Below are 15,258 nucleotides of genomic sequence, written 5' to 3'. Positions count from 1 at the left end.
TATAATTTTAACTAAGGGGGGCGACAAATTGCAAACGCAACTACAAGTAATGAGCAGTTATAGTTTACTGCACAGTCCCATCAAGCTTCCTGAGTTAGTCGAAGCAGCGAAGGATCGTGGTTATTCGTCAATTGCCCTGACTGATATTAATAATCTATATGGTTCAATTGATTTTTATAAATATGCTAAAAAGTCCGGAATCAAGCCGATAATTGGATTAACGATTGAAATTGCTGGAATCCAAGATCTAGACAATTCGTATCCACTGATACTGTTAGCTAAAAATAATCTTGGATATAAAAATTTAATCAAAATATCTTCAACTATTATGTCTTCAAAAGAATTTATTAGTATCGATGACATAAAACAATTCATGAATAATATTTTCGTGATCACACCAGCGACTGATTGCGAAATTATTATTTCTGACGATGTACAAGATTATTTTGATAAGGTCAGCTCAATTATCGATGATAATTCATTTTTCTTGGGAGTCGGATTGTATTCTGAACAAATAAATAACGTCAAGCAATTGAAGGATATTTCTAATACAATCGGTGCTAGTTTGATAGCGTTGGGCGATGTTAGATATATTAATTCTGATGACCATCTAGCGTATCAAGTATTGAATTATCTACGAACTGGACAAAGATTCGAGAGTATCAGCCAAGTTGTTGAAGATGGGGATCATTATCTGAGAACAGCCGACATATTTGCAAGTGACTTTTCCAGATTTGATATGGAAGCGGCAGTCAGAACTTCAGAGACAGTCGCCGACAATTGCAATGTTGAAATAGAATTCAAAGATACTGAATTACCAAGATTCAAAACACCAGATGATTCTACCTCAACTGAATTTTTATCTAGTTTGGCCAGTCGAGGGCTGAAAAAGAGATTGGGTGGCGTGGTTCCTGATAGCTACTTACAACGATTGAATTATGAGCTGGACGTAATCGATAAGATGGGTTTTGCTGACTATTTTTTGATCGTCTGGGATGTTATCAAACATGCTCACGAAATTGGAATCAAAACTGGTCCGGGACGTGGGTCAGCTGCCGGGTCACTAGTTTCGTATACCTTGGGTATTACTCAAGTGGACCCAATTAAGTATGATTTGCTCTTTGAACGGTTTTTGAACCCTCAACGTGTCAATATGCCTGATATCGATTTGGACCTCCCTGACGACCGTAGAGACGAAATGGTAATGTACATGCACGACAAGTATGGTTCCGATCATATGGCGCAGATCATTACCTTTGGAACTTTGGCCGCAAAAATGGCTCTAAGAGATATTTCTAGAACATTCAGTCAGACACAATTTCAATTGTCACAGTGGTCTAATTCCATTCCACGTAAGCTGAATATTACTTTACAGGAGTCAGTTGAAGAATCTAGTACACTGCAGGAATTGATCAATAGTTCTGAAGAGAACCGATTGATTTTTAAGGTGGCAAGACGGATCGAGGGAATCGCAAGACATTACTCGACCCACGCTGCCGGAATCGTATTAAGTAAGAAGCCGATGACTGACATTGTGGCGGTTCAATTGGAAGATGACGGTATAAATTTGACTCAACAAACTAAAAACAACGTTGAAAGTGTTGGTTTGCTGAAGATGGATTTTTTGGGATTGAGAAATCTCACTATCTTGGATCAAGCGATTGGTTTGATCTCTGATAAATACAAAAAAGAATTTATACCGGAAAAGATCCCACTGAATGACGAGGAAACGCTCAAACTCTTTCAAAGGGGAGATACAGACGGTATTTTCCAATTTGAATCAGATGGGATCAGAAGTGTTTTGAGGCGCTTGGAACCGACTAGTTTTGACGATATTGTTGCAACCAACGCGTTATATCGTCCGGGACCAATGCAAAATATCTCTACCTTTATTGCCAGAAAACATGGACAAGAACCAGTTACTTATCCAGATGCATCACTGGAAAAAATCTTGAAGCCAACGTATGGAGTTTTGGTCTATCAAGAGCAAGTTATGCAAGCTAGTTCCGAGATGGCCGGTTTTTCCCTGGCGGATGCTGATATTTTACGTCGTGCTATCAGTAAAAAAAATGAAGCGTTGATGGATGCTAATCACAAAAAGTTTGTGGATGGCGCGGTAAACTTAGGACACGATCGAGACGCTGCTGAAAAAGTTTATCAATATATCGAAACCTTTGGTAATTATGGATTTAATAAATCCCATTCGGTGGCTTATTCGATGATTGCCTTTTGGTTAGCATATATCAAAGTACATTTTCCTGAAATATTCTTCAATTGCTTGATGAATGCTAATTTGAATAATGAAAGTAAAATTTCATTGTATGTTCAGGGAGCGAAGGATAGACGTTTAAAAATTCAAAGTGTAGACATCAATAAGAGTAAAAGTACTTTTATTGTAGATGAAAGTGGTATTCGCTTTGGATTTTTAAGTATCAAAGGTATGCGTCGGGATCTGGCTAAAAATATTATTGAGGAACGGCAACAAAACGGTGATTTTGTGGATGCACAAAACTTCTTAAAGAGGATCGACATTCGTTTTGTAAAGGATGAATATATTGATCCATTGATTTTCTCAGGCGCATTCGATTCCTTTAATCGTAATCGGCATGAGTTGATGTTAGATTTTAAAGATTTAATCGAAAGTATTCAACTGGCTGGAAGTAATTTATCATTGTTCGATGTTTTAGATCCAAAGAAACACGAAGTGAATGACTATTCACTGACAGAGAAATTAAATCAAGAAAAAGAATATTTAGGTATTTATGTATCCGGTCACCCAGTGGAGAAGTATCGCGAAAGATTACTGAATACGAATACTGTAAAGATATCTAACTTGGCAAACTTTAAAAGTCAAGATGTTGCTGTTCTCGGACTGATCAAACGACCGCGTGTCATAAGAACCAAGAAGGGCCAACGGATGTGTTTTGCTACGATTGAAGATGAGACTGGATCGATTTCTGTTACTATTTTTCCAAGACTTTTTCAGAAAATGGAAAACATGGAATTAGAAGGCAAAATATTTTTGGTCATAGGTCACGCAAATGATGGGCGACGTGGAGATCTGGAGTTTATCGCTGATAAATTTAATGACCCCAAACAGTATACGGTTCAGCTTCCGGATGAGAAGTTATATTTGAAAATTATGAAAACCTTTGATAATGAAAACAACTTATCGAAGGTTTATGAAATTATTGAAAGTTCACCCGGAAAAGTACCAGTTATTGTATATCGCGAAAAGAATAAACAAGCTGTGATTTTAAAGTCTAGTCGCTGGATTAATTTTTCTGATGGTATCCGGGTAGAATTAGAAAATTTACTCGGTAAAAAAAACGTTTTCCTGAAAAAAACATAATTAATTTTGTCGTAAAACGTTTTCAGCTCTACAAAGTATCTTGTAAAAATGTTATATTTTATTAGGTTTTGTTTTTGAAACAAATAAATTTGGAGTGTGAACAAATGAAGCGGATTGGTATTTTAACCAGTGGTGGAGATGCCCCTGGAATGAACGCTGCTATTAGAGCAGTCACACGTAGGGCCCTAGATAGTGGTCTTGAAGTGTTTGGTATCAATTATGGATATGCCGGATTAGTTGCGGGTGATATTTTCCCACTTACAGCATCTGACGTTTCTGATCGTATTCAACGTGGCGGAACATTCTTGTATTCAGCAAGATATCCTGAATTCGCCAAAGTAGAAGGTCAACTTAAGGGTATTGAACAACTTAAGAAATTTGGAATCGACGCACTAGTTGTTATTGGTGGGGATGGTTCATATCACGGTGCTTTACGTTTGACAGAGCATGGATATAATGCTGTTGGTTTACCAGGTACAATCGATAATGATATTCCTTATACTGATTTCACAATCGGTTTTGATACAGCTGTAAGTACAGTTATTGAGTCGATCGATAAGATCAGAGATACTGCTACTTCTCATGAAAGAACTTTCGTTATCGAGGTAATGGGTAGAGGAGCTGGTGATATCGCCTTGTGGGCTGGTGTTGCCGGTGGTGCTGAAGAAATCGTTGTTCCTGAACGCGACTTTGATATTTCTGAGATTGCTCAACGTATCAAAGAAGGCCGTGAAAAGGGCAAGAAGCATATGCTTGTTGTTTTAGCCGAGGGTGTTATGCACGCTCAAGAATTTGCTGACAAGCTTAACGAATATGGTGATTTCCAAGTTCGTAGTACTGTTTTAGGACACGTACAACGTGGTGGTTCACCAACTGCTAGAGATCGTGTTCTAGCAAGTAAGATGGGTGCCTATGCTGTTGACCTTCTCCAAGAAGGCAAAGGTGGAGTAGCTATTGGTATCGAAGACAATAAGTTGACATACCATAACATGCTTGATCTATTCGATGGCAAGCACAAACCTGATTTAGACTTATATGATTTAAATCAATCATTAAGTAGATAGTTTGTTAAAATAAACAATGAACAACAAAAGAAAAGGGAGATTCTCGATGAAAAGAACAAAAATCGTAAGTACACTTGGACCTGCATCTAATGATGTTGAAACAATTACAAAGTTAATTGAAGCTGGAGCTAATGTTTTCCGTTTCAACTTCTCACATGGTGATCATGCAGAACATTTGTCACGTATGAATATGGTTCACGAAGCTGAAAAAATTACTGGTAAGACAGTTGGTATCGTTTTGGATACAAAGGGTGCTGAAATCCGTACAACTGTTCAAGATGGTGGTAAGTTTGAAGCTAAGATCGGTGACGTTATTCGTATCTCAATGGATGACACAATAACTGGTAACCCTGAAAAGATTGCCGTTACATATCCTGGTTTGTACGATGACACACATGTTGGTGGACACGTATTGATCGATGATGGTCTTGTTGATCTTAAGATCACAGAAAAAGACGATAAGAATCGTGAATTAGTTACAGTTGTTCAAAACGAAGGTATGATCGGTTCACGTAAGGGTGTTAACGCACCTGGTGTTGAAATCCGCCTACCAGGTATCACAGAAAAAGACGCAAGTGATATTCGTTTTGGTTGTGACAACAATATTAACTTCATCTCTGCTTCATTCGTTCGTAAAGCACAAGATGTTCTTGATATTCGTGAAATCCTTGAAGAAAAAAATATGGAACAAGTTCAAATCTTCCCTAAGATCGAATCACAAGAAGGTATCGACAACATTGATGCAATCTTGAAGGTTTCAGATGGTTTGATGATTGCTCGTGGTGACATGGGTGTTGAAATTCCTTACGAAAACGTACCATTTGTTCAAAAATCATTGATCCAAAAATGTAATGCACTAGGTATGCCTGTTATCACAGCTACACAAATGCTTGATTCAATGCAAGAAAACCCACGTCCTACACGTGCCGAAGTTACTGACGTTGCTAACTCTGTTCTTGATGGTACAGATGCAACTATGCTTTCTGGTGAAAGTGCTAACGGTGATTATCCTGTTGAATCAGTTGCAGCTATGGCTAAGATTGACGAACGTACAGAAAAACAATTGAACGAAAGCAACCAATTGGCAATTCAAAGATTTGAAGAATACAAAGGTTCAAACGTTACAGAATCAATCGGTGAATCAGTTGTTAGAACTGCTGAAGAATTGAACATCGACACAATTGTTACAGCTACTAAGTCAGGTTATACTGCACGTATGATTTCTAAGTACCGTCCAAGTGCTGATATTCTTGCTATCACATTTGATGAAACAACACAACGTGGTTTGACAGTTAACTGGGGTGTACAACCTATCGTTGCTGAAAAGCCATCAAACACTGATGAAATGTTTGATCTTGCTGCTAAGAAAGCTCAAGAACTTGGATTTGCTAAAGAAGGCGATCTAATTCTTATCGTTGCTGGTGTTCCAGTTGGTGAAAGTGGTACAACAAACGTTATGAAGGTTCAATTAATTGGTTCAAAGTTAGTTAAAGGCCAAGGCGTTGGTGAAGAATCAGTTGTTGGTAACACAGTTGTTGCTCATTCAGCTAAAGAAGCTAACGATAAAGTTAAAGAAGGAGATATTCTTGTTACAGAAATGACAGACAAGGATTACCTTCCAGCTCTTGAAAAGGCTAGTGCCGTAGTTGTTGAAAACGGTGGTTTGACTTCACACGCAGCCGTAGTTGGTATTGCTATGGGTCTACCAGTAGTTGTTGGCGCTAAGGATGCTACAAGCTTGATCAATGATGGCGAAACAGTCACAGTTGACTCAAGACGTGGTGTAGTTTACAAGGGTGCTTCACGCTCACTATAATCTTTAATTAAAATAATTAAATTGTAAAAACTAAAAAACTCTCTCAACAAAGGACGCTTGTTGGAGAGTTTTTTTGATGCTGATTGATGTATAATGTTAACATTCGATTCAAATATATAACATAAATATTGAGGTGTAAGCTTGAAAGATGTACTTGTTTTTGAAATTAATAATGCCAAAGGTAAGCCAAATAATATTCGTCACGAAACTAACTACTGCCCATTTTGTGATACAGAACATTTAACGAATATTATTGATCAAAAAGACGACATGATTTGGTTAGAAAATAAATTTCGAACTTTAAAAGATACTAATCAAACGGTTTTAATAGAATCACATGTTCATGATGGTGATATTTCTAATTATTCAGTACAAAAGAATGCCAGTGTTTTTCAATTCGCATATGATTCTTGGAACAAAATGCTTCAAAGTGACAAATATGAGAGTGTTTTGATGTATAAAAATTTTGGACCAATGTCTGGTGGCAGTTTGACCCATCCCCACCTACAAATTGTTGGTTTAGACAACGTCAATGGATATAACGGTATTCAAGAAGATAATTTTGTGGGGATTAACGTGTGGAATTCAGATCACATAAATCTCAACCTATCTGAAAAACCTATTATGGGTTTTGTTGAATTCAATGTTGTTATCAACGATGATAAATATTTGCGAGATATGGCAGAATTCGTCAGAGTTACTGTGAAGTATGTACTGAATAATTTTTATAGTGGCAGATGTAATTCTTATAATCTATTCTTCTACAAAACAGCCACACAGATTATTTGTAAGGTCGTGCCTAGATTTGTCGTTTCGCCATACTTTGTTGGCTATAAGCTATCCCAAAAAGACAGTGACGCACAAATGGCTGATATTTCGAAAGAGCTTTTGCAACAACTAAGGGAACAAGCGGAATCTGCTGAATTTGACCAGTAATTGTCAAAAAAGATATCAGATGTCTCAGAAGTGTTTGCGAGCACAGTTTTATTATTTTTAACACCAAAGCTATCGTAATTGGGAATGGCATTATTATTGAGCTTAATTACTTTAGTATTAATTTATCGGATGGCGCCTGATGCTAGGTTCTACTTGAATATTTGTTCTTGTGATATTGAATTTTTCTTGCATGACTGAGTTAATGTGTTGTGATAATTGATAGATACCTTCAGAGGTCATTTGTGGGGCCACTTCTAAGGTTGTATCGAGGATAATAATATTACTAACGTAATAGGCCTTCAGATAAATCACCTTATTAACACTGTGGAATTTCTCTAATTGTTGCTCATAAGTAGCTTCCAGTTTAGGATCAAAGTAGTCGACGAGTTTTAGAGAATTAGTTTGGAAGATTATGATTCCAGAATAGAGAATGTAGAATCCCACACCAATACTTGCTAGACCGTCCAGCCATCTTTGATGAAAGATGATCGTACTCAAGATCGAGATGACTGTCACTAGGCTGGTCAATGCATCACTTAAAATATCTTTAGCAGCAGCCTCCAATGTAGAGTTATTAAGCCGCTGTTGATTCTTGTTGGTATAGTAATATAGAATGAATAAAAGTACAGCTGAAATCAGAGCACCCCAACCAGTGATTGGCAAGGGTGTTTTTATTTTGTTTTGATGTAATAATGAAATAATTCCTTTGTAAATAATGTTGACTGAGAATATTGCCATTATCAATCCAGAAATCATCGCATAGATGGTTTCGTAGCGAAAACGTGATTGCTGAATGCGAGGACCTATGTTATTTATCTCTCTTTCAGAGATTGGAGCACCAAATAGATCATCATCATGCGTTCTAGTTGCGACTAACAAGCCGGTGATCAACAGTCCAGATGCCAAGATACCTGATAGATTATTGAAAGCGTCGGCACGAAGAACTTGTGAATGACCGATCATTGATAAATAATATTCTATCGTTGCTAAACATAGATAGACAAGAGCGTTTCTCCATAAATGGTGTTGAGTACTCTTCATTTCTGTAATTACTCTGAGTTGAATTTCATGCCAACTTTTATACATTGATTTGCCTCTGAAGATGTTACATTTTTTCATTATAAATATTCATAAGTATCGCATAGAAACTAACATAGACTAATTACTTAGCCAAGCATTTTGCATATTTTAAAATTCATTTTTTTAAGTTTATCGAATAATAAAGTAAGGGCAACGCATTAAGTTGATTTTAATACGTTGCCCTTTTTGAGGTAGTTAACATTGGTATGTGGTATTATTCGAATTAATAATTACTTAATTTAAATCAAAAATAAATTTTTCGATGGCATTTCCAACACCATCATGATTGTTATCGGTAGTAATGTAATTACTTACTTTTTTAACTCCTGGTTGTCCGTTTTCCATAGCTATACCCATTCCGGCAGTATCTAACATCGAAATATCGTTATCACGATCACCCATTGCTATTATTTCAGATAATTCAATGCCAAGTAAACCGGCCAGATGTTTCAAGGCTTCGCCTTTATTGACATGTTTAGGGAAGATTTCTAGAAACCCGACACCTGTTCTTACTACATAATATTTGTCATCAAAAGTTTTATGGACTAATGGTGAAATTGCGTCTAAATCCTTTTCGTTGCCATTGATAATTGATTTGAGAATTTCAAAATCATCAGGTAGTTGATCAGGTTCACGAATATATAAACCTCCATCATTCTCGAAGGCCTGAGTAATGGTATATTTGTCGATCCAGTCCTCATGACTGGTGTAAGTTCTAGCCTGATCATCGACGACGTTATAGTGTAGATGATGTTCCTTAATGAAATTAACTATTTCCCTATAAGATGAATTACTGAGTGAATTACGATACAGGATTTCTTGATTCATATTTTCGATTATAGCTCCACCATTAGTGATCATGTATTGATCAGCTCCAGTGATTCCCAACTCATTGGCGTAGTTGATCACGGCATTGTGGGTTCGACCGGAGCAGAGAACGATTTTAATATTCTCTTTTAATGCACGTTTGATCATCTCTTTATTTTTTTCAGAAATAGTTTTCTGTGACGTTAATAAAGTGTCATCTAAATCTAAGGCAATTAATTTGTAGCTCATGATATTCTCCCTTTTTCGTAATATATTTAATTGTAAACTAAATTACGCTTTTTTTCGGGAATTATCCTCATAAATCTAGATCCACTTATTGCGTTTGATAGTATTCAGAGCTTCGATGCGTGAGTGGGCACCAGTTTTACTAAGAATTGAAGAAATATAATTTCTTACAGTTCCTTCTGACAAAAAAACGGCCTTGGAAATTTCTTTATTGGAGAATCCTTGATTAAGCTTATCGACGATATCCATCTCTCGATCGGTTAAAGGATTCTTTTCGGCATTCAGAACGGTTATTACTAATTCAGGTGAATAGACGATCTTACCACCTAGTATCTCATGGATGGTTTTAATTAACTCATCAGTTGGATTGTCCTTCAAAAGATAAGCATTAACCTCTGCCTTTACAGCTATTTCAAAATAATTTTCTTGAGCAAAAACCGTCAGAATGATTATTTTTAAGTCTTGTTTGATCATTCGTAAATTAGTAGCAACTTCTAACCCTGTCATTTGAGGCATTTCAATATCCAAAATAGCCACATCCGGTTTTTGTTGAATGATTTCTTCAAGTGCAGTTTTACCGTCTGTGGCGGTTCCAATCACTTCTAAATCATTTTCTAAATTTAATAAAGTTGCTAAAGCACTATTGAGCATAGCTTGATCTTCAGCTAGATAGATTGTTGTCATGATTTTCTTCCTTAGGAATTTTGAATGTTAGGCAAGTGCCATAATGGGATTTTATTTCCAATGTGCCATTTACACTTTGTAATCGTTGATCCATACCTTGAATGCCAAATGAGTGCTTGTCATCCTCAGAAATTCCGATTCCATTGTCTCTGACCTCAACCGAATAGAATCTAGAATCATCCTTAAAAGTGAGTGTGGCCATAGTAGCATTACTGTATCTGATTATATTAGTGATAGATTCCTTGATGACAGCACTATAAATATCTTGGATATTTTGTGGCCAACCCGAGGAGACTTTTTCGTTATTAGACTCCAAGCCGATTTTTTTAGCCTTTAAGTTGTTTTCTTCCTCGATCATTGCCGTAGCAATACTTTTTGAATTAAGTCCAGCAACGATTTTTCTGACAAGATCGAGATTTTTTCTTGATGTTGAAACAATATCAGATAATTCGCTTTGGGCACGTGCCGTATCAGCTGGCATTAATTTACTAGCTAATTCGGCTTTTAAAGTTATCAAGGAAAACGATTGCCCGAGATTGTCATGCAAGTCTTTTGCGATTCGTTCACGTTCGTTTTGACGTATGATAGTTTCCAAGCGTTTGTTACGTGCTTTTAAATCATAAATTCTATTATAAGTGTTGTGAAGTGAACGTGCGGCGAAGGGGGATCCGAGAGCAAAAAATAAAGTGATGACATCACTATTAGTGATAGATTGATATTCTGTCCGATGTGTTGTGAAGTAGTATAGAAGAGTGAGTACAGAGGATATCAGATAATATAAATTATATTTATTAAAAGTCTTTCGATCAATATTGATCGAACCAATTTGCCATGCAATAAAGATCCACAAAGTACCGAATGATTTGTTGATCGAAAAGTAGTCTGCAAGTAATAATTGTAATAGGAACTCTAATTTAAAAAAACGACCATTTAAATAACTATCACGATAAATTTTTAAAAAAACTACCAGTAGCACAAAAGAGACCCAGTCGAATACGCCGTTACTAAATAGGAATGAATCAGTTAATAGGAATAATCCAACTGACCAAAAGTAAGGCATGAGACCAAAGCGTTTTGGATAAAGGACGTGCTTCTGTAAAAAATTCATTGAATGATTAACTCCTGATGTTTTTTAAAATGGAAAGTAATCACGATCATTATACTAATAATGATGAAAAAAGTAATTATGTTAATTAAATAAACGTTAGGTGTATTGGCATTAAAAATTATATTATCATCGATTTTAGATAGAGAATATGTTGGTGTCAATTTACCTATTGTCTGTATCCATTTGGGCATTATTTCTATGGGCCACCATAGTCCACTTATGATAGCCAATGGGAAGGTGATCAGATTATTCAAGGTATTAACAGTGTTACTGCTGCCTAACAGTGGGATGATTATCCCTATCATGATCAGAGGGATAGTTCCCACAACGCTAACTAACAATACAAATATCAAAATTGGTAATGACAATGAAATATGATTTACTAATATCCCAACTAAACATATGAAACTGGACGAAATAAAATTCAAGGTGATAAATACTACGATCATTGAGCAGTAATATTGCAACAAAGGTAAAGGACTGATTTTTACCAGCAGATTAAAATGACTAGTTTGCTCCTCAAGCAAGGTATTGGAGACGGTAAAAATGGAACCTAATAAACAAGCGTAGATGATCATACTAATTAAATAACTTTTTTGCCAATTGTCGAGACTAGCCCCATTTGCACTAACTGGAATGACCTTTGTATAAAGTAAATAGAAAAGTGATGGCATTAAAGTATTAAAAAATAAAAATCGTTTATTTCTCAGGATTATACGAAGAAAGTTTATTTTTACTTGATATAAGAAATTACGCATTTTTTTCACCTTCATTTTGTAAATTTGTAAATAATGAATCCAGAGTGTTTTGTTGGATTTTCAAATTGGTAATAGAATTCAACAGTGGAGTAAGTTGTTCCATAACTTCATTTACATTTTTAGTATCGATCGTGAAATGGTGATCTCTTTGTGTTAAATTTAGTATTCCTGAAAATCTTTGAAATAATACTTTACTTAATTGTGAGTCGAATTCGATTTTGCTTACACCAACAAGTTTCTGCAATTGATTTAAACTACCATCGAATTTAATGCATGCGTCTTTTAAAAAAATAATTCGATCAGCAGTGTTTTCTATTTCGTTTAAATAGTGGCTAGTAACAAAAATAGTTTTACCGGATTGCTTTAGTTTAATTATTTCATTCCAAAAATCTTGGCGACTACGAGTATCCATACCAGCCGTTGGCTCATCCAAAAATAATAAATTTGGATTTCCAGCCATTGCGAGTGCAAAGGATAAGCGTCGACGCTGTCCACCAGAAAGGGAGCGGACATATGATTTTTGATATTCACTGAGATTAGATATTTTGAGTAGTTCAGGATAAGGTAGGGGACGATCATAGTAACTTTGGACTAATTTAATCAGTTCTTGAACTTTGATACGGCTTAGACTTATGTCATTTTGCATCATGACACCAATTTCTTGACGATCAAATTTGGTGACATTCCCCGAATCAGTTGAGATCAGATTCAATATAATATTGATCAAAGTAGTTTTTCCAGCACCATTTTCACCAATCAAAGCGATGATTTGATGGTTAGTAATTTTAAAACTAACATCTTTTAATATTTGTTTCTTTTTAAAACTCTTATTAATGTGTTCAACTGTAATAGATGGCATAATTATCGACTCCTTTATTTTGATAAGATCAATATATCTTTTTGGGGTCGTCTCTGACAGTATGCAATGTCACATCCTGCAATGACATTTGTCATGAACATAATAAAAACGAAAAAGTCCACTGATGAATTTCTAGTTCATCAGTGGACTTATTATTTTTATTACAGAATTTATTTAATTATTCTCCGGGTTTGTAATCTTTATCAATGATCAAAACAGGTTTGATAGTTTTACCATTGACTGAATCAGCGTTTGCTTCATTGATTTGATCGAAGTCATAGAACTTTTCAGTCAAGTCAAATGGGAACGATCCTTGTTTGTAGAATTCGATCAAGCGAGGGATGTCGACTTGAGGAATGGCGTCACCCATATTCACACCGACAATCTTCTTATCGTCAACACATAGGTCGTTCCATGTGCTGATTTCGATATTGTTTGGTGTTACGGCGATGGTTGCTGTTGTACCACCTTGTGTTAGAGCGGCGATAGAGTCAGTCATAACTTTTGCGATACCAGTTGTATCAACAGCCAAGTCAACGCCTAAACCATTAGTGATTTTCTTGATTGCTTCAACAGCATCTTCTTCTTTACTGTTTACAAGATCAGTTGCACCCATTTTCTTAGCTAATTCAAGACGTTCAGGAATGATATCAACGGCGATAACGTGTGTACAACCTGATATCTTACCAGCCATCATGGCAGCCAAGCCAACGGCACCTGTACCAAAGACAGCAATCGTGTCACCTGGTTTTGCTTTTAGAGTATTGAAGACAGTACCACTACCAGTTACGTATCCGCAACCTAGGGGTCCGAGTTTTCTTAAATCAAGATCTTTAGATACTTTAACAGCATTTCTTTTATCGATAACCGTGTGAGTTGTAAATGATGATTGATTAAACATATCATTCACATGCTTACCATTTTCTGTGAAGTGATCACTACCATCAGGGCGTGTTCCACTCAAGTTTGAGGCAGCATACTTGCGGCATTGTGTTGGTTTACCTTTCAAACAATTATCACATTCGCCACATGAATAGAATGACATAACAATGTGATCACCAACTTCAAAATTGTGGACGTTTTTACCTACTTTTTCAACGATACCTGAACCTTCATGGCCTAGAATAGCAGGAAGGTTGAATCCAGCATCACCTTTACGCAAAGCTTCATCAGAGTGGCAAATACCTGAAGCGACAACTCTAACTTGAAGACCGTCATCTTCCATCTCAGCGAGTTCGATATCATCTCTGATTACAAATGGATCGTTTACTTTATCAACAACAGCGGCTTTAATTTTCATAAATTAAAATCTTCTTTCTGTATTAAAAATATTTTGGAAACGTTTACCACATAGAAAATTATTTCACAATGTATTTGATAATTCAATGTTGAATTTGAAAAAAATTGTGACTTTACACGTGAAAAGTAATTATTCACAAATTTTATGTAAACGTATACCCCTGATGTAAAGGCAATATAAGTGGGTGTTTAAACTAATCAAATTAATAATAAATTTATCAAAAAAATAACTGAAAACATGATACAATTATTCAGCTAAAATAATTATGTAACTCTGAGGATAACTGTTAAAATAGTAACTAGCTAAGAGCATGTGTAATTATTGATTATGATTATTAACTGGAGAATATGGAGAAATTATGGAATTAAAAGATATGTACGGAAAAGTCATGTCAGGAACAGTCACTGACTTGAATAAAGACGAAGCCTTTGTTCAAATTGATGGATATACGTTTTCACTTGAATTAACTGAATTAGAAGAAACTCCTGAATTAGGCGATGAAATAGCTGGCTTTGTTTATGAAAATCAATCACATAAAAATCGTATGACAGTGGATTTACCAACTGTAATGCCGGGAATATGGGATTATGCCGAAGTTACGAATGTTAGAACCGACCTCGGTGTATTTGTGGATGTCGGATTGGTAGATAAGGATATAGTTGTTTCGTTCGATGATCTTCCACTTGAACATTCAGAATGGCCTAAGAAAGGCGACCGCGTTATGGTCAAACTAGATGTTGATCACAAGGGACGACTATGGGGCAAGTTAGCCGACTTGAATCTTTATTTGCAATTAGTTCGTAGTGCAAATGATTCTCTGAAGAACAAAGATGTAGAAGGAACTGTTATCGCTATTAGAGAATCAGGGACATTCGTTATCACAGAGGATTATTATATTGGATTCATTCATGTAAATGAGCAAGATGGACCATTGCACATTGGTCAACATGTTAAGAGTCGTATTATTGGTTCAAGTCATCGTCGTCTCAATTTGTCTATGAGACCACGTGCCTATGAAGAAATCACACCTGATGCACAAATGATCATGGCGGTTTTGGAGCATTCCAGAGATGGGAAGATTCCATATACAGACAAGAGTGATCCAGATGATATCAAAGATTATTTTGGTATCAGTAAAGGTAGTTTCAAACGTGCACTAGGTAGCTTAATGAAACAAAGAAAAATCGAACAAAAAGATGGTTATACCTATCTTAAATCTTAAATAGAGGTGAAAGTTTTTGACAAAAA

The 15,258-nt window shown here is 35.9% G+C and carries 12 protein-coding genes; 5 read left to right on the top strand and 7 right to left on the bottom strand.

The genetic code is table 11. The features are described 5' to 3' along the window. Positions 1-28 precede the first annotated feature (28 nt). From dnaE to AC27FM_RS01630, 4 genes are all read left to right on the top strand, one after another. Positions 29-3,352 (top strand): DNA polymerase III subunit alpha, encoded by a 3,324-nt coding sequence (dnaE, locus tag AC27FM_RS01645; RefSeq protein WP_487085566.1) that lies wholly within the window; start codon positions 29-31, stop codon positions 3,350-3,352. A gap of 104 nt (positions 3,353-3,456) precedes the next feature. Next, a complete protein-coding gene (gene pfkA, locus AC27FM_RS01640; protein WP_487085564.1) occupies positions 3,457-4,416 on the top strand; it encodes a 6-phosphofructokinase in 960 nt (319 codons plus the stop codon). 46 nt (positions 4,417-4,462) lie between these two features. Then, positions 4,463-6,232 (top strand): pyruvate kinase, encoded by a 1,770-nt coding sequence (gene pyk / locus AC27FM_RS01635; RefSeq protein WP_487085563.1) that lies wholly within the window; start codon positions 4,463-4,465, stop codon positions 6,230-6,232. A 141-nt stretch (positions 6,233-6,373) separates the two neighbouring features. After that, positions 6,374-7,168, top strand: a complete 795-nt coding sequence (locus AC27FM_RS01630) for a DUF4931 domain-containing protein (protein ID WP_487085562.1) — start codon at positions 6,374-6,376, stop codon at positions 7,166-7,168. 117 nt (positions 7,169-7,285) lie between these two features. Here the strand turns inward: AC27FM_RS01630 and AC27FM_RS01625 are convergent, their stop codons facing one another. From AC27FM_RS01625 to AC27FM_RS01595, 7 genes are all read right to left on the bottom strand, one after another. Beyond that, complete coding sequence (locus AC27FM_RS01625; protein ID WP_487085560.1) at positions 7,286-8,254, bottom strand: cation diffusion facilitator family transporter; 969 nt, start codon at positions 8,252-8,254, stop codon at positions 7,286-7,288. A 228-nt stretch (positions 8,255-8,482) separates the two neighbouring features. Next, the gene (locus tag AC27FM_RS01620; RefSeq protein WP_487085558.1) at positions 8,483-9,304 is read right to left on the bottom strand and encodes a Cof-type HAD-IIB family hydrolase; all 822 of its coding nucleotides are present in this window, start codon (positions 9,302-9,304) and stop codon (positions 8,483-8,485) included. A 75-nt stretch (positions 9,305-9,379) separates the two neighbouring features. Then, positions 9,380-9,985, bottom strand: coding sequence for a response regulator (locus AC27FM_RS01615; RefSeq protein ID WP_487085557.1), 606 nt, complete (start codon positions 9,983-9,985; stop codon positions 9,380-9,382). After that, positions 9,963-11,093 (bottom strand): sensor histidine kinase, encoded by a 1,131-nt coding sequence (locus tag AC27FM_RS01610; protein ID WP_487085556.1) that lies wholly within the window; start codon positions 11,091-11,093, stop codon positions 9,963-9,965. Before AC27FM_RS01610 ends, AC27FM_RS01615 begins: the two co-directional genes overlap by 23 nt. Then, positions 11,090-11,851: an ABC transporter permease gene (locus AC27FM_RS01605; protein WP_487085554.1), complete on the bottom strand. Its 762-nt coding sequence runs from the start codon at positions 11,849-11,851 to the stop codon at positions 11,090-11,092. Before AC27FM_RS01605 ends, AC27FM_RS01610 begins: the two co-directional genes overlap by 4 nt. Further along, positions 11,844-12,710, bottom strand: a complete 867-nt coding sequence (locus tag AC27FM_RS01600) for an ABC transporter ATP-binding protein (protein ID WP_487085552.1) — start codon at positions 12,708-12,710, stop codon at positions 11,844-11,846. Before AC27FM_RS01600 ends, AC27FM_RS01605 begins: the two co-directional genes overlap by 8 nt. Positions 12,711-12,888: 178 nt before the next feature. Continuing rightward, positions 12,889-14,010: an NAD(P)-dependent alcohol dehydrogenase gene (locus AC27FM_RS01595; RefSeq protein ID WP_487085550.1), complete on the bottom strand. Its 1,122-nt coding sequence runs from the start codon at positions 14,008-14,010 to the stop codon at positions 12,889-12,891. A 358-nt stretch (positions 14,011-14,368) separates the two neighbouring features. On the opposite strand from AC27FM_RS01595, the gene AC27FM_RS01590 reads away from it, so the two are divergent. Further along, entirely contained in the window at positions 14,369-15,232 is an 864-nt protein-coding gene (locus AC27FM_RS01590) for a CvfB family protein (protein ID WP_487085548.1), read from the top strand. Positions 15,233-15,258 lie beyond the last annotated feature (26 nt).

This window comes from Companilactobacillus sp. y65-5 (genome assembly GCF_057541095.1).
Note: the sequence above shows the minus strand (reverse complement) of the source record. Positions and strands in the feature narration are given on the sequence as shown.